Genomic DNA, 22,682 nt, shown 5'->3' on the forward strand with positions numbered 1-22,682 from the left:
GTACTTGCCTGACAGCGACCGGCGAGCGCCTCGCGCTGTGCGGGGGACCGTCGCGAGGGGCCGTGGGAGAGATCATCATGGCGGTGCGCCGGGGCCCGGCAGCGGGCACCCGGTACCCGAGGACACGACGACGAGGAGGCCCACGGATGACACGCCCGATCACGGCAGGGGTGGACGGTACGGCGGAGAGCCTGGCCGCTTTGGACTGGGCGGCCCGGGAGGCCGTGCGCCGGGAGCTGCCGCTGCGGGTGGTCCATGCCTGGCGGTACGCCGAGGCGCTGGCCGCCGCCGACCGGGACACCCAGCGCGGGTGGGTGTCCGCGGGTGTCGAGGAGGCCGTGCGCACCGTCTCGGCGCGGCACCCCGGGCTGACGGTGACCACCGACGTGGTCGAGGGCGTGGCCGCGCACGCGCTGGCCGGCGCGGCGGCCGGCGCCGAGATGCTGGTGCTCGGCTCGCGCGGCCACGGACCCGTCGTCGGGTTCCTGCTGGGCTCGGTCGGCCAGCAGGTCATCGCGGAGGCGACCCGGCCCGTGGTCCTGGTCCGCGCCGGGGACGAGCCCGCGGCGGAGGCGGCCGGCCGGGACGTCGTGGTCGGCCAGCACGGCGGCCCCGAGGACAGCGCGGCGGCGCTGCGGTTCGCGTTCGAGACGGCGGCGTCCCGTGGCGCCGCCGTCCGCGCCGTCCGCGCCTGGACCCTGCCGCCGGTCTTCGCCTACAGCCCCGGTTCGCTCAAGCTGCTGGACGACGCGGGCGGTCTCGAACCGTACGAGAAGCAGGCGCTGGCCGAGGCCCTGCGGCCGTGGCGGGAACGGTTCCCCGAGGTACCCGTGGCCGAGCACGTCGAGATGGGCAGCGCCGGCCAGGTGCTGCTGTCGATGACCGGCCGGGCCCAGCTGATGGTCGTCGGGCGCCGGGCGCGCCGCACGGCCGTCGGCGCCCGGATCGGATCGGTCGCGCACGGGGTGCTGCACCACGCCGACTGCCCGGTGGCCGTCGTCCCGCACGAGTGACCTACTCCGGGCCGGCCGTCGTCTCCAGGCCGGCCCGGGCCTTGGGCAGGACGTTGTCGATGTAGTCCTGGACGGCGGTGTCGAGCCCTATGTCGTGCTGGGCGCGCTCGGACAGGTACCAGCGGTGTTCGAGGAGCTCGTGGTAGATCTCGGCCGGGTCCATGGAGCCGCGCAGCTCCGGTGGCACCGCCCGCACGGTCGGCCGGAACACGTCCCGCACCCAGCGGTGGGCGAGGACCTCCGGGCGGGCGGCGAGGGGGTCGCCGGGCGCGTAGTCCTCCTGGGTGGCCATCCAGCTCTCCAGGTCGTTCAGCAGCCGCCGCGCCTGGTTCTCCTCGGCGTCCAGACCGGTCAGCCGGAGCAGCTGCCGCTGGTGGTGGCCGGCGTCGACGACCTTCGGCACGAAGGTGACCGTGTCGCCGTTGGAGGAGTGTTCGATCTGCATCTCGGCGACGTCGAAACCGAGGTCGTTCAGGCGGCGGATCCGGCGCTCGATGTAGTGGTACTTGCCCGCCGGGTACACCGAGGTGCGGGTCAGCTCCTGCCACAGGCCGTGGTAGCGGGTGCAGATCTCGTGGCCGAACTCGACCGGGTCGACGGACGGGTGCAGCGCGCCGGAAGCCTCCAGGTCCAGCAGCTCCCCGCTGATGTTCACGCGGGCCAGGTCCAGGTCGTAGTCCCGCTGTCCGGGGCTGAGCCGGGGATGCAGGTCGCCGGTCTCGGCGTCGACCAGGTACGCCGCGTAGGCGCCGGCGTCCCGCCGGAAGAGGGTGTTGGACAGCGAGCAGTCGCCCCAGGCGAACCCGGCCAGGTGCAGGCGGACCAGGAGGACGGCGAGGGCGTCCATGAGCCGGTGCATGGTCGCCGGGCGCATGGTCGTCTCGAACATCGACCGGTACGGCATCGAGCCGCGCAGGTGCCGGGTGACGAGCACCGGCTCCAGCGGGTCGCCGGAGGGGTCGGTGCGGCCGGTGACCACGGCGAGCGGGTCGACGGCGGGGATGCCGAGCCGGTCCAGGTCGCGCAGCAGCTCGTACTCGCGCAGCGCGGGCCGCTCGGCGAGCTCCTTGACGGCGATCACCTCGTCGCCGGCGTGGGCGTAGCGCACCACGTGCCGGGAGATGCCGCGGGGGAGCGGCACGAGGTACTCCTCGGGCCACTCCTCCAGCGGGGTGTCCCAGGGGAGGGCGAGCAACAGTGCGGGATGCTCCGGGTTCGTGGCACTGATCTGCAAGGCCATGGCACGAACCCTAAGGCCCCGCAGGTCCGTTCGAGGAGGCCGGTCCCCGCGGGCCGCTCCGCGCGGTCCGGGCTGCGTAGGGGGCCGGTTGTTCTCTGCGCGGTGCGCTTCCGTCGGGGGACTCGACACGGTCGGAGCGGGTCCGGTTCCCGCGTCCTGCCGAGGGCCGGCCCCTTAAGGGGGGCTTCCCGAGTACTCCTCGGGAAGCACCACAGCGATTTCCGCTCATCTGTAGGGGTCGGCTGCGCCAGGCCCGCCACAGCAGTGACACTTGAGCGCTGTCGGCGAGACCGGCCCGTCCAAAAGGCGGGCTCCTTGTCCCCCCTCGCGGGATACGAGGGGGGACAAGGAGCCCACTCATGGCCGAACAGGTCCAGCCTCGATCAGGCTGCGCGGCTGAGAACGGTCAGCCGGCGTCGCCGATCAGCTTCCAGGGCTCGTGGTCGGCGTCGGCCCCGGTGCCCGGGGCATTGCCCTGCGTCCACCACTTGGCCTTCCAGACCTTGCCGTTGTACTTGACCGTGGTCTGCTCGATCGGCTGGCTCGCCGGGGAGTAGACCTTGGTCGCGTCCCAGTTCCCCGCGCTGCATCCACCGGCCGGCGGGGTCGCCGAACCGAGTCCCTTGAGGTTGTCGGTCACCGGCGCGTATGCCGTACCGCCGATCGACAGACTCGTATTCACCGGACCGGTGATCGGGAGGTAGTAGATGATCGGCAAGTCGAGCGACTTCCCGGCCGGGATGATCTGGCAGTAGTCCAGCGTCGTACTGATCCGGTGGAGCGTCGTACCGGGTGTCAGCTTCCACTGGCCGCCTTGGGCATCGGTTTGCCAGTTGCCGTCCTTGACCAGCCAGGACGTCGAGGCCGGGATGTCGAACGACAGCTTCGTGTCCTTGCCACCGCCGAGCGCGCGCCCGGTGTTGTTGGTGATCCGGACGGTCGGCTGCAACGGCCACAGGTTCGCCGTCGACGTCGGGTAGTTGACCAACTCGACGCTCACGTTGGCCGTCACCGTCGGCGCGGCACCGCTGCTGCCGGTGCGCAGATCGTTGTCGTAGGCAGTGGCATTGCCCAGCTTCTGGTTCAGCCGGGTGGTCAACGTGTACCCCATCCCGCACGGGGTGTCCGGCTGGACGTCGGCCGGGCAGGCGTAGTCGCCGCCGAGCTCCCACATCATCACGCCGCCCGCACCGGTCGACTTGACCAGATCGGTGACCGCGTCGATGCCCTGCTCGTCCTCGGTCGAAAGGAACACCTTCTTCTCGGCGTTCCACAGCCACGACGTCTTGGTGGTGTCGTCCCAGTACCGGGTGTAGTGGCCCGTGCGCCGGTCGGTGACGTCGGAGTGCGGCTTCAGCCCGATGCTGGGGGCGTAGACCGGGGTGATGTTCTTCTCCAGGTTCTTGGCGTGCCACAGCGGGTTCGTCCCGGAGCCGAGCTCGCTGCCGTTGCTGGTCTCGTCGTGCCAGATGTTGTCGATGCCGAGGGCACCGTCACCGCACGGCCGTTTGATGCCCGTACCCGGCTCGCAGCCGTTCGGCTTGGGCGACGTACCCCACAGGCCGTTGGTGCCGCCGGTGACGTTCTGCCAGCCGCGCGTGTAGTAGGGCACACCGATGTTGACACGCCCGGCCTGCATCGCGCCGCGCATGTACTTCACCGCCCAGTCGGTGTTGAAGTACCCGATCCTCCCGTTCTCCGGGGTGGCGTACTGGTCGGCCAGTTCGGGATCCTTGCCGTCGTCGAACAGTGCCGCGTTCGGGCCCACGACGTCGTTCCAGGTGCCGTGGTAGTCGTACGCCATCAGGTTGGTGAAGTCCTGGTACTTCAGCGCGGTCTGGTTCGCCATCCCGCGGGCCAGGTAGCCGGAGGCCGACGACGCCGAGGTGAGCAGGTAGTACTTGCCGTCCGCGGCCGAAGCCCGGTTCAGCGAGTCCCGCAGCGCCTTCATCAGCGCGGCGTACGTCGTGGGCAGGCCCTTGCGGCGCGGGTTCGACACCGCCCAGTCGGCCGGATTGCCGGTGTCCTCGAGGACCGTGGGGTACTCGAAGTCGATGTCGACACCGTCGAACCCGTAGGTCCGCAGGAAGTCCACCACCGAGCTCGAGAACGTGTCGATCCCGCCCTGGTTGACCGAGCCGTCGGCGTTGGTGGTCATCGTGTAGAAGCCACCGGAACCGGCCCAGCCACCGACGGATATCAGCGTCTTCACCCGCGGGTGCAGGCGCTTGTACTTCGTCAGCAGGTTGAAGTGCCCCTTGTAGGGCAGCGAGGGATCCATCTCGGCGCCGACCTCGCCGGGCCACTCCTTCTGGGTGGCGTTCGAGTCGACCTTGATCTTGTTGTTCTCCACCGACGCGAACGCGTAGTTGAGGTGGGTCACCTTCGACCACGGGATGTTCTTCACGAGGTAGTGCGGCGTGCCGTCGGCGCCCGTACGGCCACCGTTGAAGTAGCCCACGACCCGGCGGCTGCGGCCCTCGCCGAGCCATTCGCGGCCGTCGCTCTGATAGATCTTGCAGTACGGCGTCGCCACACCCGGAGTGGTCGCCAGACCGTCCGGTCGGCAGTCGCCGGTCGCGGCCGGCCGCGTACCGCCGTCGTCGCCACCGGGGTGCGACTCCATAGGGTCGCCGACACCGCCGTTGACACCGAGATCACCGGCGCCGCCGTCGGTGCGGCTGCCGTCGCCGTAGCTCGGCACCAGCCAGCCCTCGATGTCACCGGCACCACTCGCCGCGGCCTCCTGGGCCGCCTTGGCTGCCGTGAGGGCGGTCTTCGCCGTCGTAGCCGTAGCCCCGGAGCGGGTCAGGGTGAAGTCCTGGATCCCGTCGCCGTTCAGGTCGGCGAAGGTCCCGGTGGTGCCCTGGAACGGGTCGCCGGCGCGGATCACGCCCAGCGACTTCCAGCCGGAGGTGACGCTCCACGGCGAGCCGGTGTTCTCCCAGGCCCGGACGTCACCGGTGGTGAACTCGACCCGGACCGTGTCGGCCTTGCCGTCACCGGTGATGTCGGCGAAGGCGACCTGCGCGGCGGGCGACTCACCCGGAGTGGCGAAGCCCGAGACCTTGCTCCAGCCGCCCGGAGTCGGCATTTCCTTGCCCTTGTTCTGCCAGGCGGTCGGGAAGCTCATCCGGTCCAGTGTGATCAGGTCGTCGCGGTGGTCACCGTCGAGGTCGGTGAAGTACATCTGCGGCGGGTAGCCGAGGTTGTTCGCGACGATCGTCGCGGTGCCCCAACTGATGCTGTCGCCGCTGCTGGTGTTGCGCGACATCCGCATCGCGACGATGCCGGTCGGCGAGTCGGCCGGCGGCAGGATCCGGATGTAGTCGTCCTTGCCGTCACCGTCCAGGTCGGCGAAGTAGACCTCATCCGGGTCGTTCCCGCGGTCGGCCGGGCTGATGTCGCCCAGTGAGACCGCTTCCTTGGTCGGGTCGTCGTTGCGCCAGCCGGTGACCTTGCCGTCCGTACCGACCACCGCGTAGTCGGCCTTGCCGTCGCCGTTCAGGTCGGGGAAGGCGATCTTCGAGCCGGTCGCGGCGGCGTCCCGGATCTTGCCGATCGGCTCCCAGACGTACGCGCGGCCGCTGATCATGTGCTGCAGGAGCGCGATCCGAGTGCCTGCGGCGAAGGCGTCCGCGATCTTCTTGTAGCCGGCGTCGGTCGGGTAGATCTCGTTGGTGATGTCCTCCGTGGTCACCGCGCCCATGTCGACCAGCACCAGCCGTGCGCCGCCCTGGATCTCGGCGTAGGCCATCGTGCGGAGCGCGCTGTTGTAGGCGTCGATCCGGGCCTGGTACGTCGGGTTCGTCGACGGTGGCAGGGTGCCGAGCAGGACGGTCGTCGTCGGTGAGGTCCGGTAGATCTCGTCCAGGAAGCCCCGCATCTTCCCGGCCGTCGCGGCGCCGTCGGCACCGCCGGTCAGGTCGGCCGTGCCCGCGATCAGGGTCATCATGTTCGGCCGCAGTGTCGTCAGCGCGGGGATCGTCTGGGCTTTGATGTCGTCGATTCCCCTGCCCGTGAACCCCATGTGGTCGGGGTCGCCGCGCTTGCCGTTCTTCTGCTCACCGACGAAATCCGTGCGCTTGAAGATGAGACTGAGCGCGCCACCGAACAACGTAGCGATGGTCATGTTCTTCGCCTGGGTGCTCAGTCCGTCCCGGTAGCCGGTCTCGTCGGTGCTGTTCGCACCGACCGTGATCCCGTCACCGACCGGCATCACCCGGAGCTCGTCGATCTCCTGGCTGGCGCTGGGCGACGGGCTGGGGGTGGGCGACGGGGTGGGCCCGGCCGCGTTGAGCTGGCCTGACTGGACCGGCCGGTGGTCGGAGTTGCCCTCGGACCGGACCGTGACCGGCGGCGTGTGGTCGAAGTGGGTGGTGACGAAGTAGTCCAGCTCACCACCGTTCTGGTGGGTCGCCTGACCCGAGCGGTGGATCCGCATGGTCGGCGGGAAGCTGTCCCGGCCGGCGAGGACCTGCGGGTCGACGTTGAAGTCGCCACCGATCGTCGCGTGGTAGGTGACGCCACGCTGGTTCCCGAGGCTCTCGATCCGGTCGTCGATGGCGTTCAGCATCGTCCCGGAGTCACCGCCACCGTTGGACAGGCCGTGCATGGTGAAGTACCACTCGTTGCCGAACCGCGCACCGAGCGCGTTCCGGCCGGCGTCGATCGGGTTGCCGACGACGATCAGCTCGTCGGGCGCCTCGCTCAGGACGAGCGCGGTGTTGACCCGGCCGCCGATCCGGCGCACGTTGGTCACGTCGTCGTCGGTCTGCAGGAAGTAGACCTCACGGGTCGGGATGGCATTGCGGTAACCGCTGCCGACGATCCAGGTCCGGTGCAGCACGGTGAACTGGTGCGTGGCGCCCTGGCTGTCGACCGTGGTGAAGGTCTGGTTAGGCTGTGCGTTGCTGTTCAGAGGCGGGTGCGGGCCAACCTCCTGAAGCATCAGGATCGGTGACTGCAAGGCCAGCTGTTGGACCGTGTTGGACCACTTGCTGCCGTTCTCGTCCTTGTTATTGGCCCCCTCCATGTTCCAGGAGATCAAGGGCGTGGTGGCCGCAGGGAAATCGGTGGCGGCGGCCGGAACGACGAGTGCCGCTGCCAGCCCGGCCATCATCACCACTACGGCGATTAATCGGCGGAACAAAGAGTTCCCCCCGTTTCTCACATCCAACGGATCGGGCACAACCGAATCGTTGAAATTGGATAGTGGCCCAACTGTAAGCGCTTGCAGCGTGGTCTCGGCTAGTTTCCCCTGGCGCGGTCCGGTGGCGGGCAGCGCGGATGCGGTTTTCGGCCAGGGCGCCTGCCCGAGGGATACGTCCTGTCAATCAGGGCGTGTGTCGGCAAATGGCAAGGCGGAAACCGCTACTTCATCACGGAGGTGTGCAGCCCGTGAACGGTGGGCCCTGAGCCCCCCGGCCCGGTGCCCCACGGTTTCTGGCAGCAACGCAAGCCCGCGGTGGCGCGATCCCTTCTAGCCGGCGAAGCAGTGGGCGGTGACGCGGGCGCCGAGCCGGTGGGCCTCGGCGATGGCCCTCTCCACCGCCTCGCGCGGCGACGGCGGGCCTCTCGCTCGGCCTTGTGCTGTGCGGCGATGCGGCGCAGTTCCTCCTGGTGCTCCCGTTGGCGGGCGGCGTACTCGGCCAGCCTGTGGGCGTCGTGAGCGTCGTGGGCTTTGCGGCGGCGAGGGTTGCCGAGCGCCTTGAAAAGGGTCTGGTTCTGGGGCCGGCCGAAGCGCCGGAAGACCGGTCCGGCGGGGCCGTGCTCCTTGAGGTGCTTCATGCCGGTGACCACGATGGGCAGCGCGCCGTCGTACACGTGGAAGCCGCCCTCGTACCAGGTGCCCTTCCCGTGCCGCTGGGTCAGCTCGGCCGGCTGCGCGATGACGGTGCCAGGGTTGGGCGGGCTGATCCGGTTGAAGACGAGCAGTGGCGGCGGCTGCGGCTGGTCGCCGTTGCGGCCGTCGGCCATCCACCAGCGGGTGCGCCACATCGGCCGCTCAGTGCCGTCGGCGTCCTTCACCTTCCGCTGGCCAACCGCATGTACTCAAGGGTCCGGTTCGTCCGCGCGGTCCGCGACTCCGGGAGGCCCGGCCTCTCCACGCGGCCCGGTCCCTCCAGGGCCCGGCGCGCTCCGGGAGCCCCGGCGCGCCCAGGGCGCCCCCGCCCCTCCGGTAGACCCGGCGCGGTCGGGGTGCGCCGGTGTCTTACGGGGAGGGTCGGTGGGCCGGTGTCTTCGGGGCGGGTGGTCGGCTAGGACGCCCGGTCCCTGGCCTGTTCGGCCGCGGCTCGGACCGAACCGTGGTGGAGCGGTCCGTGGCCGGGCAGCAGCGTGTCGCCGTCGAGCGCGGCGACCACGTCCAGGGAGGCCAGCGTCCGCGCGCGGTCGTGGTGGAAGAAGTCGGGCAGCAGTTGCGGGCCCTTGACCCGGGAGGTGGCGTGCCCGCTGACCAGGGCGTCCCCGGAGATGACGATGCCGGCGTCGGGCAGGTGGTAGACGCAGTGGCCGTCCGTGTGGCCGGGGGTGTGCACGGGGACCGGCCGTCCCGGCAGGTCGAGCGCCCCCTCGGTGGGGAACGGCTCGGGGGCCGTCACGGGGTGCTGCTCCGTGCCGCCCACGCGGATCACGTGCACGGCCCACGGCAGCACGCCGGGCCGCCAGGCGTTGCGCACGACGTCGGCGATGGTCGCCTGCTGCAGGAAGTCGCGCCGGGCGTGCGGGACCTCGGCCGGGTGGAGATAGACCGGGGTGCCGTGGGCGGCGCGCAGGTACTCGGCGGAGCCCAGGTGGTCGTTGTGCGCGTGGGTGACGAGGACGGCGGTGACCGCGTCCGGTGAACTCCCCACCTGCGCGAGCGACTCCAGCAGCCCGGCCCGGTCCCCGGGATAGCCGGTGTCCACCAGCGTGACGGCGTCGCCGTCCTTCAGGATCACCCAGTTGGTGTTGTGGCCGTGCACCAGGTAGGTGCCGTCGGCGACTTGTCTTACCTCTGCCCGCATGATCTCTCCGAGCACTCCGCGGCGGATCGTCGGGGACAGCCAACCAGACGGGGGCTCGGCCCGCGCGAGCGGGCCCGGTCGTCAGTGCACACCGTGCGGACGGAACTGGATGCTGATGCGCGGTCCCGTGGCCCGGCTCGTCTTGGGGACGCAGTGCTCCCAGGTGCGCTGGCAGGAGCCGCCCATCACGATGAGGTCGCCGTGGCCGAGCGGGCGCCGGACCGCCGTGCCGCCCCCGCCGGCCGGCCGCAGCAGGAGGTCGCGGGGCTCGCCGACGGAGAGGATCGCGACCATCGTGTTCTCCCGCGAGCCCCGGCCGATGCGGTCGCCGTGCCAGGCGACGCTGTCCCGGCCGTCGCGGTAGTAGCACAGCCCGGCCGTGGTGAAGGGCTCGCCCAGTTCGCCGGCGTAGTGCCGGGACAGGGCGGTGCGGGCCTCGTCGAGGATCGGGTGGGGCAGCAGGTCCCCGGCCCGGTAGAAGGCGAGCAGGCGCGGCACGGACACCACGTTGTCGTACATCTTGCGCTGCTCGGCCCGCCAGGGGACCTCCGCCGCCAGGTGTTCGAACAGGTCGTCGGCGCCGCTCAGCCAGCCCGGCAGGACGTCGATCCAGGCGCCCGAGCCCAGCTCGGTCCGGCGCAGCCCGCCGAGCGGGCCGAGCCGCAGCTCGTCGGTCTGGTCGAACAGGGAGCCCTGGAGGTGCGTGGACATGGGTCCAGCCTACTCCTTAATCGAAAATGCGTTCCTATTGATCAGTGCGCACCCCGGGGCGGCAGCGACCGGAGGCTTTCGATACATCGGTGTATCCGATACATTCGCGTATCCAACGGCAGGAGGCAGCCATGGAGACGGCCGGACGCGTCACCCGGCGCCGGGTCCACACCCGCGCCCGGCTGCTCGACGCCGCGTTCGCGGTGTTCGCGGCCAAGGGGTACGGCCGCGTCTCCATCGAGGAGGTCTGCGAGGCGGCCGGGTTCAGCCGGGGCGCGTTCTACTCGAACTTCGCCACCCTGGACGAGCTGTTCTTCGCCCTGTATCAGCAGCGCGCCGACCTCATCGCCGACCAGGTGGCCGACGCCCTCGCCCAGGACGGCCCCGGCCTCGACGTACCCGCCTCCGTGGACCGGGTCACCGAGGTGCTGCTGCTCGACGTCGACTGGCTGCTCGTGAAGACCGACTTCCTGGTGCACGCGGCCCGCCACCCGGCCGTCGCCCGGGTCCTCCTCGAGCACCGCGCCCGGCTCCGGCAGGCCGTCGCCGACCGGCTCTCCCGGGCCCGGGGCCACACCGCACTGCCCGCCGTGCTCGGCGACGTCGACGGCGCCGCGCACGCCGTGGTCGCCGCCTACGACGGGGTCACCACCCAGCTGCTGCTGGACCGGGACGTCGAGGCCGCCCGGATCTGGCTGAAGCAGCTGCTCACCGCGCTGCTCACGGACGGCAGCCGCACCCCCGCCGCCTGAGCACAGCCGGAACGGCCCCGTCGTACGAGCGCACGCGCACCGGCACGGGCCGGCACCGGACCGAGTACACCGCCGAGCACCGTCAGGAAGGACACAGTCGTCATGGACGCGGACGTCATCGTCGTCGGAGCGGGTCTCGCCGGCCTGGTCGCGGCGCACGAACTCACCAGCCGGGGCCGCCGGGTGGCCCTGGTCGACCAGGAGAACGCCGCCAACCTCGGCGGCCAGGCGTTCTGGTCCTTCGGCGGGCTCTTCCTCGTCGACTCGCCCGAGCAGCGCCGCCTCGGCATCAAGGACTCCGCCGCCCTCGCCTGGAGCGACTGGCAGGGCAGCGCGCAGTTCGACCGGCTCGCCGACGAGGACTCCTGGGCGGTGCGCTGGGCCCGCGCCTATGTCGAGTTCGCGGCCGGCGAGAAGCGGTCCTGGCTCCGGGGACACGGCATCGAACTGCTGCCGACGGTCGGCTGGGCCGAACGCGGCGACCTGCGGGCGGACGGGCACGGCAACTCCGTGCCCCGCTTCCACATCGCCTGGGGCACCGGCACCGGCGTGGTCGAGCCCTTCGTGCGGTACGCGCGGCAGGCCGCCCGGGACGGGCTGCTGACCTTCCACCACCGCCACCGGGTGGACGAACTGGTCGTCGAGGGCGGCACGGCACGCGGTGTGCGCGGCACCGTCCTCGTCCCCGACGACTCCCCGCGCGGCGTCCCCTCCAGCCGCGACCGGGCCGGCGACTTCGAACTCACCGCCCAGGCCGTGGTCGTCACCACCGGCGGCATCGGCGCCGACCACGACATCGTCCGCCGCTACTGGCCCGAGCGGCTCGGCACACCCCCCGCCGAGATGGTCACCGGCGTCCCCGCCTACGTCGACGGCCGCATGCTCGACATCAGCGCCGAGGCCGGCGTACGCCTCGTGAACCGCGACCGCATGTGGCACTACACCGAGGGCCTGCGCAACTGGGACCCGATATGGCCCGGCCACGGCATCCGCATCCTGCCCGGCCCGTCGTCCGTATGGCTCGACGCCCTCGGCCGCCGGCTGCCCGACCCCTGCCTGCCCGGCTACGACACGCTCGGCACCCTGCGGTACCTGCGCACCACCGAGGACATCGCCGCGTACGACCACTCGTGGTTCATCCTCACCCGGAAGATCATCGAGAAGGAGTTCGCGCTCTCCGGCTCCGAGCAGAACCCCGACATCACCGCCAAGGACCGCAAGGCCGTGCTGCGCGACCGGCTGCTCGGCAAGGGCGCCCCCGCACCGGTGCGGGCCTTCCTCGACCACGGCGCCGACTTCGTCACCGCCGGGACCCTGGAACAGCTCGTCGAGAAGATGAACGCCCTCACCGGCGAGCCGCTGCTGGACGCGGCCGGGGTGCGCCGCCAGATCGAGGCCCGCGACCTCCAGATCGCCAACCCCTACAGCAAGGACGCCCAGATCCAGGGCATCCGCAACGCCCGCCGCTATATCGGCGACCGCCTCGGCCGCGTCGCCGCCCCGCACCGCCTCCTCGACCCGGCCGCCGGCCCCCTCATCGGGGTCCGGATGCACGTGCTGACCCGCAAGACCCTCGGCGGCATCCAGACCGACCTGGACTCCCGCGCGCTCGGCACCGACGGCACGCCGGTCGAGGGACTGTACGCGGCCGGTGAGGTCGCCGGGTTCGGCGGCGGCGGTGTCCACGGCTACAACGCCCTGGAGGGCACCTTCCTCGGCGGCTGCCTCTTCTCCGGCCGCGCGGCGGGCCGGCACGCGGCGGGGCAGACCGGCTGACCTCAGCCCGCCACCAGCTCCGCCAGGACGTGCGCGTGGCTCTCCTCCGTCTTCCGGGACGCCGTGAGGAGGGTCACCGTGCCCTTGCGGGCCGACTCCCGCAGGTGGTCCAGCAGTTCGGCGGCCCGGGGGGCCTCCAGCTCCTGCTCGTAGCGGCTCCGGAACTCCTCGTAGGAGCCCCCGCCGTGGTACCACGTGCGCAGTTCGCTGGACGGGGTCAGTTCCTTCGGCCACTCGTCCACCCGCACCGCGTCCTTGGCGAGGCCGCGCGGCCACAGCCGGTCGACCAGGACGCGCAGGCCGTCGTCGGGCTCGGGCGGTTCGTAGATCCGGCGCACACGCACGCTCACGGCGGGGCCCCTCTCGGGTCGTGGACGGTCGTGCGAGCGTACTGCGCCGATCACCGCCCACCCGGCGGCGACGCGGCACGACTTGACCGGAACAAGGGGGAAACCGGACCCGCGCGGCGCCTACTCTGACGGCCAGTCGATCACCGGCCACTTCCGAGGAGCGCATGTGACGCCACCCCGCAGACAGCCCGCCCGTCGCCGTACCGCCGTCCTGGCCACCGTCCCCGTCGCCGTGGCCGCCCTCCTCGGCGCCGCCGGTCCCACGGCCCCGGGCACCACCGGGGCACCCGGCGCGGGCGACCCGTACTTCCCGCTCAGCGGCAACGGCGGCTACGACGTCCGCCACTACGACCTGACCCTGCGGTACGACACCTCGGCCCGCCGCCTGGACGCCACCGCGGTGCTCACCGCCCGCGCCACCCAGCGGCTCGGCCGCTTCGACCTCGACCTCAAGGGCCTGACGGTCACCGCCGTCACCGTCGACCGCGCGAAGGCGGCCTTCCGGCGCGACGGGCAGGAACTCGTCGTCACCCCGCGCCATGCCCTGCGCGCCGGGCAGGACTTCCGCGTCACCGTCGCCTACCACGGCACCCCGAAGCCGGTCACCGACCCCGACGGATCGGCGGACGGCTGGATCCCCACCGACGACGGCGCGTTCGTCGCGGGCGAGCCGCAGGGCGCGATGACGTGGTTCCCTGCCAACGCCCATCCGAAGGACAAGGCGTCGTACGACTTCACCATCACCGTCCCCGAGGGGCGCACCGCCGTCGCCAACGGCGTCCTGCTCGGACAGCGCACCACCGGCGGCAAGACGACCTTCCGGTGGCGCGAGACCCAGCCCATGGCCGCCTACCTGGCCACCGCCTCCATAGGGAAGTTCCAGGTCGAGCGGTACACCACCCGCGACGGCGTCCAGGTGTACAACGCGGTGGACGCCCGCGAGGCCCGCGCCGCGGCGCCCGTGCTCAAGAAGCTGCCCTCCGTGCTGGAGTGGGAGAGCAAGCTGTTCGGGCCGTACCCGTTCCGGGCCGCCGGAGCCATCGTCGACCACGCCCCGGACGTCGGCTACGCCCTGGAGACCCAGACCCGGCCGGTCTACGACTCCGCACCCGACCTCGGCACCCTCGTCCACGAGAGCGCCCACCAGTGGTTCGGTGACTCCGTCACCCTCACCGCCTGGAAGGACATCTGGCTCAACGAGGGCTTCGCCACCTACGCCGAGTGGCTCTACGAGGAACAGCACGGCGGCCGCAGCGCCCAGCAGGCCTTCGACTCCCTCTACGCCCGCCCCGCGAGCGACGACCTGTGGGCCTACCCGCCCGGTGACCCCGGCAGCGGCGAGAACATCTTCGGCACGCCCGTCTACGCCCGGGGCGCCATGGCCCTGCACGAGCTGCGCCGGGCCGTCGGCGACCGGGACTTCCTGCGGACCCTGCGCGCCTGGGCGACCGGACACCGCGGCGGGCACGGGACCACGGCACAGTTCGTCCGGCTCGCCGAGAAGACCTCGGGCAAGCGGTTGGACGGGCTGTTCCACACCTGGCTCTACACGCCGGGCAAGCCGGACCGCGCGTGATTCCGGGCCGGTTCGGTCCGTACGCGCGACGCTGACCGGTTCCAAACAACTGCCGGTCAAGATCGACTCATGATCCGACGCAGAACCGCCGTCGCCCTCCTCGCCTCCCCGCTGCTGCTGACCGGCTGCGGCGGCGGAGCCGAGGCGACCGAACGCCGGGCCCCGGCCCGCCGTCCGGCACCGGCGCCCACCCCCCGCACCACCACGCCGCCGGCCCCGCGCGGCATACCCGGCCTCGGGCCCGTGCGGACCGCGGCGATACCCGAGCGCTGCACCCAGGCCGTCGTCGTCACCGGGCGCGGCCGGAACTCCCCGCTCTGCACCGTCGTGCTGCACCAGCGCACCCCCACCGGCTGGCAGGCCGGAGCCGCCTGGCCCGGCCACAACGCGCTGCACGGCTGGAGCGCCCACCACGTGCTCGGCGACCTGCGCTCCCCGCTCGGCGTCTACACCCTCTCCGACGCCGGCGGCCTGCTCCCGGACCCCGGCGGCAAGCTCCCGTACCACCACTCCGGCGGATTCCACTCGCCCGGCACCGGCTTCGAGGGCGAACCCCTGGAGGGCTCCTTCGACTACGTCATCGCCATCGACTACAACCGCCGGCCCGGCACCTCGCCCCTGGACTGGACCCGGCCCCTCGGCCCGGGACGCGGCGGGGGAGTGTGGCTGCACGTCGACCACGGCGGACCCACCCACGGCTGCGTCAGCGTCGCCAAGGCGCACATGAAGGACCTCCTGCGCACCCTCGACCCCGGCCGGCACCCGGTCGTCGTCATGGGGTACGCCGACTGGCTGGCGCACTGAGCCGCTTAGGATCCGAACTCGTGTGCGCACATGTGCTGGTCGCCGAGGACGACGAGAAACAGGCCGAACTGCTCCGCCGCTCCCTGCTGGCCGAGGGCCACACCGCCACCGTCGTGCACGACGGCGCGGCGGCACTCGACGCCGCCCGCCGGCTGCGGCCCGACCTCGTCGTCCTGGACCTGATGCTCCCGGTCCTCGACGGCTTCGGCGTGTGCCGGGCACTGCGCGCCGGCCCGGAGCAGCCGGACATCCCGGTGGTCATGCTCACCGCCCGCTCCGCCGAGGACGACGTCCTGCTCGGCCTCGACGTCGGCGCCGACGACTACCTGACCAAGCCGTACAGCCCGCGCGAGCTGATGGCCCGTATCCGTACGGTCCTCCGGCGCAGCGGGCGGGGCGTCGGTGCCCGGGACGACGACCCGGTCGTGCGGGCCGCCGGGATCAGCGTCGACCCGGTACGCCACGAGGTGCGCTGCGACGGCGCGCCGGTGGAGTGCACACCGGCCGAGTTCCAGATCCTGCTGGCCATGGCGGGGGAGCCGGAACGGGTGTTCACCCGGCGGCAACTGCTGCACTGCACCCGCGGCTTCGACCGGTCCTCCACCGAGCGGGCCGTCGACGTGCACATCATGAACCTGCGCCGCAAGATCGAGGCCGACCCGCGGCGGCCGGTGCGGCTGCTGACCGTGTTCGGCGTCGGCTACAAGCTGAGCGGAGTCCGGCGGTGAGGCGCCGCATCCCGGTGCGCAAACGGCTGGTCGTCCGGCTGCTGTTCGTCTCCGCGCTGATCGCCGTCTGTTCCGTGGCGGCCACCGCCTGGCTCGCCGTGACCACCACCACCAGCGCCCTGAAGGAGGAGCAGGGGCAGGACCTCGCCGCGGGCAACCGCATCCTCGCCCAGCTCAGCGGCTACGCCGCCACCCACTCGGACTGGGCGGGCATCCGGCCCACCCTGCGGGAGCTGGCCGCCCGCACCGGCCGCCGGATCGCCCTCACCACCGCCGACCACACCCTGGTCGCCGACTCCGCGCCGCCTGGCACCCCGCTGCCGCCCCGGCCCGCCGCCACCGTCGACCCGCTGCGCACCGACACCTACACCGAGACCGGCGCCCAGCTCAGCGGCATCGACCCGCGCGTGGTGGGCCCCTACCTGCTGCCGGAAGCGGAACGCGCCAAGCTGGACTCGCTGGCCGCGCAACGCGAACACTGCTACGAACGCCACGGCCTGCGGGCCGGCACCGAACGGACCGAGAGCGGGCGGCCGGTGGTCACCGTAGCGGACGGCGCCGACCCCTCCGCCTACGGCGCCGACGTGTGCGAGGACGGCCGGCTCAACACCCCCACCGCGACCGAGCAGAAGGCCCTGGACGCCCTGATCGACCTGGTGCGGCCCTGTCTGCGCAAGAACGGACTGGACCTCGGCGGACGGCTGTTCTTCTTCTTCGACCCCCGCGTCAAGGACCCCTTCGACGACGGTTTCCTGGTGGCCAAGTTCACCAGGCTCGGCACCGGCGAGGCCACGCGGACCGCCCAGCGCTGCCTCCAGACCGCCCGCCGTACCCAGCTCCAGCCCTATGTCGCCCCGGTGGCCGAGCTGTTCCTCGGCATCGGCGACCAGAACCCCGCCCGTTTCGACATGTCACCGGCCAACAAGGCCAAGGTGGTGGGCGTGGCCGGGCTGGTCCTCGCCGTCACCGTGGCCGTGACCGCCGTCGTCGCCGTCCGGCTGGTACGGCCGCTGCGCGCGCTCACCCTCGCCGCGCAGCAGCCGCCCGAGCTGCACGTGCGCGTGCCGGTGACCACCCGGGACGAGACCGGCATCCTCGCCGAGGCGTTCAACGACCTCACCGAGCGCCGCGCCCGCCTGGAGGCGCAGCGCAAGGCCATGGTCAGCGACATCGCGCACGAGCTGCGCAGCCCGCTCACCAACATCCGGGGCTGGCTCGAGGTCGTCCGGGACGGCGTCGTCGACCCCGACCCGGCGCTGCTGGACTCGCTGCACGAGGAGGCGCTCGTCCTCCAGCGGATCATCGACGACCTCCAGGACCTCGCCGCGGCCGACGCCGGCACCCTGCGCCTGCACCGGGAGCCGCTGCCGGCCGGCGACCTGCTCGACCAGGTCGCCGCCGCTCACCGCGTCGCCGCCGACGCCGCCGGGGTCGCCCTGCGCACCGGGGCCGACGACGCCGCCTGGCTGGACGCCGACCCGGTGCGGATGCGGCAGGTCCTCGGGAACCTGGTCTCCAACGCGCTGCGGCACACCCCCGCCGACGGGACCGTCACGCTCGCCGCGCGCCGGGACGGCGACGAGGTGGTCCTCACCGTCGCCGACACCGGCTCGGGCATCGCGCCCGAGGACCTGCCGCACGTCTTCGAGCGGTTCTGGCGTGCGGAGAAGTCCCGCAGCCGCCGTACCGGGGGCAGCGGGCTCGGCCTGCCGATCGTCCGCCACCTGGTGGCCGCCCACGGCGGCACGGCCGGGGTCGAGAGCGAACCGGGGAGGGGAACGGTCTTCACGCTGCGGCTGCCGGCCGCCCCGCCGCCCGGCGACGAGCTCTGAGAGCGGTGTCGGGCCCTGGGGCGGGAGCGACGGAATCCGGTTTCCGGGGTGCGCCGGGGGTACTCCGGTCGCGCGAGTGCGGCACGAGGAGGCAGAGGGAGGTCACGGCATGAGCGGAGCGGACGACCTGCCGGTCATGTCCACGCTGGCCGAAGTGGCCCGCCTGGTGGAACGGCACCAGGGACTGTACGTGCGCTGGTCCAAAGGGCCGGGCACCGACCTCGACGCGGCCTCCAGCATCGACGAACTGACCGGCGTCCCCATGCCCGGGCTCTCCGCCAACCCGCTCGACGTCGAGAAGTGGTGGGAGGACCGGTCGGTGGAGCTGTGGGTGGCCCGCCGCCTGTACGACTACGCGCACCTGCCGCACGACAAGGGCCCCGGCGTGCGCCCCTGGGTCCTGCGGGGCCGCGAGATGGGCCGGGGCCCGGACAACGAGCCGCTCGTGGCGGAGGTCGAGCCGTTGTGCTGGATCGCCGACGAGGTGATCGACGTGGCCCGGGACGCGGTGGCCCGGCAGGAGCGGGAGTGGGGGACCCTGCGGCGCGGTGGCCGCTGAGCCCCCCTCCGGCCCCGCCGGGCCGCCGGTCAGCCGGAGCGTTGCCGGGAGCGGGCGCGGCGCCGCAGCGCCCGGCGTTCCAGTTCCGTCGTACCGCCCCAGACCCCGATGCTCTGGCCCGTGTCCAGCGCCCAGTCCAGGCACTGCTCCCGGACCGGGCAGCGCCCGCACACCGCCTTGGCCTGCTGTGCCTGCACCTGCGCGGGTCCGGTCGTGCCGATCGGGAAGAACAGATCGGGGTCCTCGTGACGGCACGCGGCATGTTCGCGCCAGTTCTCCATCGGAATCTCCTGGTTCGGATCGAAGTAGTCCGTGCCTTGTCGCATGCGTCGCCGTCGGGGCGTGGAGGCGTTGCGCACGCGTTCTCCGGTTCGGGTGACCGGTCAGGAGGGCATGAAACGGCGGAACGCGCGGAGATGGTGTGACGAGCGCGCGGCGGTCGCCCCGGGCGGCACCGGGTCACGCGCGCGGAAGGCGCCCAACAGGCCGGGCGGCGAGCCCCGGAGACCGCCGGTCCGCCCGACGGGGCAATGCCGCCGAGGAGTTCACACCGGCCGGGCGCCCCACCGGCAGACCCCACCGCCCCGCCGGCTCCCGCCCGCGCCGAGGAGCTGACGGAGCGCCGGGTGAGGGACACGCGCGGTCCCGCGGCCGAAGGGTGCGGGGCGGTGCTTCGACGCTCGGGCCGGGTCTCCGTCGGGACGCGGGGTCAGCCGCGCAGCGTTTCCGATGCCGTCGTGGTCACCGCCTCGGCCAGGGCCGCCAGTGCCGGCGAGTCGAGCTTCCACTGCTGCCAGTACAGCGCGACGTCCATCCAGGCGCCGGGGGCGAGTACGACCAGCCGCCCCCGCTCCAGCAGCGGTCCGGCCTGGACCTCCGGGACCATGCCCCAGCCCAGCCCCGTGGCGACGGCGTCCAGGAACCCCTCCGAGGTGGGCACGTGGTGCCGGAACGGGCCGGCACCGGCGCGGCCGAGCCGGCGGACGAAGACGTCCTGGAAGTCGTCCTTGCGATCGAAGACCACGACCGGGGCCCGGGACAGCGCCTCCGGAAGGGGCCGTCCGTCGAAGTGGGCCGAGGTGAACTCCGGTGCGCCCACCGGCAGGTAGCGCATCCGGCCGAGCGGACGGACCGTGCAGCCGGGCACCGGGTCGGGCGAGGAGGTCACCGCCGCCATCACCAGGCCCTCGCGCAGCAGCGCCGCCGTGTGGTCCTCGTCCTCCCGGCGCAGTTCGTAACACAGGCCCGGGACCCGGGTCAGGGCCGGCAGGAACCAGGTCGCCAGCGAGTCCGCGTTCACCGCGACCGACACCCGCGTCGGCTCCCCGCCGCCGCTCAGCCCCAGCTCGCCCCAGGCGTCCCGCTCCAGCCGGGCGAGCTGCCGGGCGAACCGCACGAGCACGGCGCCGGACTCCGTGGGCCGTACCGGTCTGCCGCGCCGGAGCAGCACCCGGCCGGTCCGCTGTTCGAGGGCCTTGACCCGCTGGCTGACCGCGGACGGCGTCACGTGCAGCGCGGCGGCGGCCGCGTCGAAGGTGCCCTCGTCGACCACGGCCAGCAGCGTCCGCACCTGTTCCAGAGGCAGCTCTGACATCACGAGCGCTAAGGGTACGTAAAAATCTTTAGCTGTACTTATGGCCAGGGCTTCCCTAGCGTCGCCGGCATGAACCACGCCCTGTCCGCCGCGGCCGCCGGCTTCGGCACCGGCCTCTCCCTGATCGTCGCCATCGGCGCCCAGAACGCCTTCGTCCTGCGGCAGGGGGTGCGCCGGGACGCCGTCCTCGCCGTCGTCGGCATCTGCGCCCTGTCCGACGCGGTGCTCATCGCGCTCGGCGTCGGCGGGGTCGGCGCGGTCGTGGTCGCCTGGCCCGGCGCGCTGCGGGCGACCGGGGTCGTCGGCGGGGTGTTCCTGCTCTGCTACGGCGCCCTGGCCGCCCGCCGGGTGCTCAGGCCCGGCACCGGACTGCGCGCGGAGGGCGAGGCGGCCGGCTCGCGCCGCCGGGCCGTGCTCATGTGCCTGGCGATGACCTGGCTGAACCCGCACGTCTACCTGGACACCGTGTTCCTGCTGGGCTCCCTGGCCGCCGACCGGGGCCCGCTGCGCTGGACGTTCGGGCTCGGTGCCGCGTTCGCCAGCCTGTGCTGGTTCGCCGCGCTCGGCTTCGGCGCCCGGCTGCTCGGCCGGTTCCTGGCCCGGCCCGGCGCCTGGCGGGTCCTGGACGGTCTGGTCGCGCTCACGATGCTCGCCCTCGGCACGACCCTGGTCGCCGGCTTCTGAGACCCGCCGTTCGCCGCGCACCGGACGTCCTGGAACAGTTAGGCTCTCGAAGCAAAAAGATGTAACGAGCAACCAGGACATCCGTGGACACGAGCGAGAGCAGCAGCACCGACACCGGCCGGACGCGGAGCCGGCCCGACCCCGACGCGCCGGCGGCCGAGGACCCGCCCAGGCGCGGCTGGCGCCGCTGGGCGATGGACACCCGCCCGCTGCGCATCCCCGCCTACCGGCGCCTGTGGTCGTCGACGATCGTCACCGCCGTCGGCAGCCAGCTCACCGCGGTCGCCGTGCCCAAGCAGATCTACGACATCACCCACTCCTCCGCCTGGGTCGGCTACGCGAGCCTCGCGGGCCTCGTGCCCATGGTGGCCTTCGCGCTGTGGGGCGGGGCGGTCGCCGACACCGTGGACCGGCGCAAGCTGCTGCTGGTCACCAACATCGGTATCGCGCTGACCTCGCTGCTGTTCTGGGCGCAGGCCGTCACCGGCCTGGACTCGGTCGTCGTCCTCATGGTGCTGCTCGCCCTGCAACAGGCGTTCTTCGGGCTCAACTCGCCCGCCCGCACCGCCTCCATCGCCCGGCTGGTCCCCGCGGAGCAGTTGCCGGCCGCCAACGCCCTCGGCTCGACGGTGATGCAGACCGGCCTGGTGGCCGGCCCGCTGCTCGCCGGTGTGCTCATCCCGGTCATCGGGCTGCCGGCGCTGTACCTGATCGACGCGCTCGCGCTGTGCGTGACGGTGTGGGCCGTCTTCCGCCTGCCCGCCCTGCCGCCGCTCGGCGCCACGGCCCGCCGGGCCGGACTGCGCGCGATAGCGGAGGGCTTCCGTTACATCTCCCGGCACAAGGTGCTGCTGCTGTCCTTCCTCGCCGACATCGTCGCCATGGTGTTCGGCATGCCCCGCGCCCTGTTCCCGGAGCTGGCCGCGGACACGTACGGCTCCTACGGCGAGGGTCTGGCGCTCGGTGTGCTGTTCGCCGGCATCCCGGTCGGCGCGGTGCTCGGCGGCCTGTTCTCGGGGGTGTTCTCGCGGGCCCGCAGGCACGGCTGGATGGTCATCGGGGCGGTCGTCGGCTGGGGTGTGGCCGTCGCCGGGTTCGGGCTCAGCGGGAACCTCTGGGTCGCCGTGGCCTTCCTCGCCGTGGCCGGTGTCGCCGACATGGTCTCGATGGTGTTCCGCGGCGCCATCCTGCTGTCCGCCGCGACCGACGAGATGCGCGGCCGGATGCAGGGGGTGTTCACGGTGGTCGTCGCGGGCGGTCCGCGCCTGGCCGACGTGCTGCACGGAACCGCCGGTTCGGCGTTCGGCCCGCGGGCCGCCGTCGCGGGCGGGGGCGCCCTGGTCGTCGTGGTGATGCTGGCCCTGGCCGCCGCGGTCCCGGCGCTGCGCCGCTACCGGATCTGAGCGCCCGGGGTCCCGGCCCGCCCCGGGGCCCGGCGTACCGGAGCGTCTAGATCGGGCTGCTGCGCCGCCGGATCGCGTACTGCTCCATCAGCTTTCCCCGGGTGGTCTCCAGCCGGTGGGCGAGGATCTCGGCCACCGTCCGCACCAGCGAGAGCCCGAGCAGCGGATCCTCCACGCACAGCCCGAGCACCGACGGCCCGTCGAACTCGTAGGCCCGTACGTTGCTGAAGGCGACCGCGCCGAAGTCCCACTGGTACGGCGGGAACAGCCAGGACCAGCCGAGCATGTCGCCCGCGCCCAGCGTGGCCACGGTCACCCGCTGGCGCGAGGTGACCTGCTGGTCCAGGTGGACCGCGCCCGAGCGGATCACCCAGAACCGGTCGGCGGTGCCGCCGGCCTCGAAGATGCGGGTGTCCTCCGGGAAGGACACCTCCTTCGCCAGCTCCATCAGGCGCTCGCGCTGCGCCTGGGGGAGGGCGGTCAGCAGTTTGATCGCTTTGGTCATGGCGCATGGCTCCTCGCCGGCGGCGGTTGCGGTGCGGGTGCTGTGCCTCTCAAGCCCATTTCAGCCGCTGTGACCGTCCGGAGCACGTCGAAGGCGGCGGGTCTGTGGCCGCGTGTCGCGCCGGGGGCAGCAAAAAGCCCTGGCTGGA

Annotated in this window: 19 protein-coding genes; 10 read left to right on the forward strand and 9 right to left on the reverse strand. The window is 72.5% G+C overall.

What is annotated here, in order from left to right; translation table 11 throughout:
* Positions 1 to 146 precede the first annotated feature (146 nt).
* Complete coding sequence (locus LG395_RS25650) at positions 147 to 1,013, forward strand: universal stress protein (protein ID WP_225811382.1); 867 nt, start codon at positions 147 to 149, stop codon at positions 1,011 to 1,013.
* A 1-nt stretch (position 1,014) separates the two neighbouring features.
* On the opposite strand, the gene LG395_RS25655 is transcribed toward LG395_RS25650, so the two are convergent.
* The 5 genes from LG395_RS25655 to LG395_RS25675 form a co-directional block, all read right to left on the reverse strand.
* A complete protein-coding gene (locus LG395_RS25655; protein WP_171158998.1) occupies positions 1,015 to 2,253 on the reverse strand; it encodes a DUF4032 domain-containing protein in 1,239 nt (412 codons plus the stop codon).
* 406 nt (positions 2,254 to 2,659) lie between these two features.
* The gene (locus LG395_RS25660; RefSeq protein WP_225811383.1) at positions 2,660 to 7,405 is read right to left on the reverse strand and encodes a glycosyl hydrolase family 18 protein; all 4,746 of its coding nucleotides are present in this window, start codon (positions 7,403 to 7,405) and stop codon (positions 2,660 to 2,662) included.
* A gap of 221 nt (positions 7,406 to 7,626) precedes the next feature.
* Positions 7,627 to 8,253 (reverse strand): hypothetical protein, encoded by a 627-nt coding sequence (locus LG395_RS25665; RefSeq protein WP_225811411.1) that lies wholly within the window; start codon positions 8,251 to 8,253, stop codon positions 7,627 to 7,629.
* Between the two features lie 260 nt (positions 8,254 to 8,513).
* Positions 8,514 to 9,260 (reverse strand): MBL fold metallo-hydrolase, encoded by a 747-nt coding sequence (locus LG395_RS25670; protein ID WP_171158999.1) that lies wholly within the window; start codon positions 9,258 to 9,260, stop codon positions 8,514 to 8,516.
* Between the two features lie 81 nt (positions 9,261 to 9,341).
* Positions 9,342 to 9,971, reverse strand: a complete 630-nt coding sequence (locus tag LG395_RS25675) for an alpha-ketoglutarate-dependent dioxygenase AlkB (RefSeq protein ID WP_225811384.1) — start codon at positions 9,969 to 9,971, stop codon at positions 9,342 to 9,344.
* 131 nt (positions 9,972 to 10,102) lie between these two features.
* Here LG395_RS25675 and LG395_RS25680 point away from each other — a divergent pair, with 131 nt between their 5' ends.
* Together LG395_RS25680 and LG395_RS25685 are read left to right on the forward strand one after the other, a co-directional pair.
* Entirely contained in the window at positions 10,103 to 10,723 is a 621-nt protein-coding gene (locus LG395_RS25680; protein WP_171159001.1) for a TetR/AcrR family transcriptional regulator, read from the forward strand.
* Between the two features lie 102 nt (positions 10,724 to 10,825).
* The gene (locus LG395_RS25685) at positions 10,826 to 12,499 is read left to right on the forward strand and encodes an FAD-binding dehydrogenase (RefSeq protein ID WP_225811385.1); all 1,674 of its coding nucleotides are present in this window, start codon (positions 10,826 to 10,828) and stop codon (positions 12,497 to 12,499) included.
* 2 nt (positions 12,500 to 12,501) lie between these two features.
* On the opposite strand, the gene LG395_RS25690 is transcribed toward LG395_RS25685, so the two are convergent.
* Positions 12,502 to 12,849 (reverse strand): DUF488 domain-containing protein, encoded by a 348-nt coding sequence (locus LG395_RS25690; RefSeq protein ID WP_171159003.1) that lies wholly within the window; start codon positions 12,847 to 12,849, stop codon positions 12,502 to 12,504.
* A gap of 166 nt (positions 12,850 to 13,015) precedes the next feature.
* Between LG395_RS25690 and LG395_RS25695 the strand changes: the two genes are divergently transcribed.
* The 5 genes from LG395_RS25695 to LG395_RS25715 all read left to right on the forward strand — a co-directional run bounded on the left by LG395_RS25695 (position 13,016) and on the right by LG395_RS25715 (position 18,348).
* Positions 13,016 to 14,425, forward strand: a complete 1,410-nt coding sequence (locus LG395_RS25695; RefSeq protein ID WP_225811386.1) for a M1 family metallopeptidase — start codon at positions 13,016 to 13,018, stop codon at positions 14,423 to 14,425.
* Positions 14,426 to 14,494: 69 nt separating this feature from the next.
* Positions 14,495 to 15,229, forward strand: a complete 735-nt coding sequence (locus tag LG395_RS25700; protein ID WP_171159005.1) for a L,D-transpeptidase family protein — start codon at positions 14,495 to 14,497, stop codon at positions 15,227 to 15,229.
* A 20-nt stretch (positions 15,230 to 15,249) separates the two neighbouring features.
* The gene (locus LG395_RS25705; RefSeq protein ID WP_171159006.1) at positions 15,250 to 15,957 is read left to right on the forward strand and encodes a response regulator transcription factor; all 708 of its coding nucleotides are present in this window, start codon (positions 15,250 to 15,252) and stop codon (positions 15,955 to 15,957) included.
* Positions 15,954 to 17,789: a sensor histidine kinase gene (locus LG395_RS25710; protein WP_225811387.1), complete on the forward strand. Its 1,836-nt coding sequence runs from the start codon at positions 15,954 to 15,956 to the stop codon at positions 17,787 to 17,789. The genes LG395_RS25705 and LG395_RS25710 overlap by 4 nt, the downstream gene beginning before the upstream one ends.
* Before the next feature lie 109 nt (positions 17,790 to 17,898).
* Positions 17,899 to 18,348 carry a DUF6098 family protein gene (locus tag LG395_RS25715; RefSeq protein WP_225811388.1) on the forward strand — a complete coding sequence of 150 codons (450 nt, stop codon included), beginning with the start codon at positions 17,899 to 17,901 and terminating at the stop codon, positions 18,346 to 18,348.
* Between the two features lie 29 nt (positions 18,349 to 18,377).
* Here the strand turns inward: LG395_RS25715 and LG395_RS25720 are convergent, their stop codons facing one another.
* Together LG395_RS25720 and LG395_RS25725 are read right to left on the reverse strand one after the other, a co-directional pair.
* The gene (locus LG395_RS25720) at positions 18,378 to 18,629 is read right to left on the reverse strand and encodes a WhiB family transcriptional regulator (protein WP_171160258.1); all 252 of its coding nucleotides are present in this window, start codon (positions 18,627 to 18,629) and stop codon (positions 18,378 to 18,380) included.
* Between the two features lie 428 nt (positions 18,630 to 19,057).
* Positions 19,058 to 19,945, reverse strand: a complete 888-nt coding sequence (locus LG395_RS25725; RefSeq protein ID WP_225811389.1) for a LysR family transcriptional regulator ArgP — start codon at positions 19,943 to 19,945, stop codon at positions 19,058 to 19,060.
* A gap of 66 nt (positions 19,946 to 20,011) precedes the next feature.
* On the opposite strand from LG395_RS25725, the gene LG395_RS25730 reads away from it, so the two are divergent.
* On the forward strand, positions 20,012 to 20,626 hold the full coding sequence (locus tag LG395_RS25730; protein ID WP_225811390.1) for a LysE/ArgO family amino acid transporter: 615 nt from the start codon (positions 20,012 to 20,014) through the stop codon (positions 20,624 to 20,626).
* Positions 20,627 to 20,709: 83 nt separating this feature from the next.
* A complete protein-coding gene (locus tag LG395_RS25735; protein WP_225811391.1) occupies positions 20,710 to 22,029 on the forward strand; it encodes an MFS transporter in 1,320 nt (439 codons plus the stop codon).
* Between the two features lie 46 nt (positions 22,030 to 22,075).
* Here the strand turns inward: LG395_RS25735 and LG395_RS25740 are convergent, their stop codons facing one another.
* Positions 22,076 to 22,534 carry a cyclic nucleotide-binding domain-containing protein gene (locus tag LG395_RS25740; RefSeq protein WP_171159012.1) on the reverse strand — a complete coding sequence of 153 codons (459 nt, stop codon included), beginning with the start codon at positions 22,532 to 22,534 and terminating at the stop codon, positions 22,076 to 22,078.
* Positions 22,535 to 22,682 lie beyond the last annotated feature (148 nt).

Source organism: Streptomyces spinosus, assembly GCF_020400655.1.
Taxonomy (GTDB): Bacteria; Actinomycetota; Actinomycetes; order Streptomycetales; family Streptomycetaceae; genus Streptomyces; species Streptomyces argyrophylli.

What these genes read in the sequence shown, in the direction of transcription:
- LG395_RS25650 (WP_225811382.1), top strand. Translation starts at nt 147, where the DNA reads ATGACACGCCCGATCACGGCAGGGGTGGACGGTACGGCGGAGAGCCTG.
- LG395_RS25655 (WP_171158998.1), bottom strand. Translation starts at nt 2,253, where the DNA reads ATGGCCTTGCAGATCAGTGCCACGAACCCGGAGCATCCCGCACTGTTG.
- LG395_RS25665 (WP_225811411.1), bottom strand. Translation starts at nt 8,253, where the DNA reads ATGTGGCGCACCCGCTGGTGGATGGCCGACGGCCGCAACGGCGACCAG.
- LG395_RS25670 (WP_171158999.1), bottom strand. Translation starts at nt 9,260, where the DNA reads ATGCGGGCAGAGGTAAGACAAGTCGCCGACGGCACCTACCTGGTGCAC.
- LG395_RS25675 (WP_225811384.1), bottom strand. Translation starts at nt 9,971, where the DNA reads ATGTCCACGCACCTCCAGGGCTCCCTGTTCGACCAGACCGACGAGCTG.
- LG395_RS25680 (WP_171159001.1), top strand. Translation starts at nt 10,103, where the DNA reads ATGGAGACGGCCGGACGCGTCACCCGGCGCCGGGTCCACACCCGCGCC.
- LG395_RS25685 (WP_225811385.1), top strand. Translation starts at nt 10,826, where the DNA reads ATGGACGCGGACGTCATCGTCGTCGGAGCGGGTCTCGCCGGCCTGGTC.
- LG395_RS25700 (WP_171159005.1), top strand. Translation starts at nt 14,495, where the DNA reads ATGATCCGACGCAGAACCGCCGTCGCCCTCCTCGCCTCCCCGCTGCTG.
- LG395_RS25715 (WP_225811388.1), top strand. Translation starts at nt 17,899, where the DNA reads ATGAGCGGAGCGGACGACCTGCCGGTCATGTCCACGCTGGCCGAAGTG.
- LG395_RS25720 (WP_171160258.1), bottom strand. Translation starts at nt 18,629, where the DNA reads ATGGAGAACTGGCGCGAACATGCCGCGTGCCGTCACGAGGACCCCGAT.
- LG395_RS25730 (WP_225811390.1), top strand. Translation starts at nt 20,012, where the DNA reads ATGAACCACGCCCTGTCCGCCGCGGCCGCCGGCTTCGGCACCGGCCTC.
- LG395_RS25740 (WP_171159012.1), bottom strand. Translation starts at nt 22,534, where the DNA reads ATGACCAAAGCGATCAAACTGCTGACCGCCCTCCCCCAGGCGCAGCGC.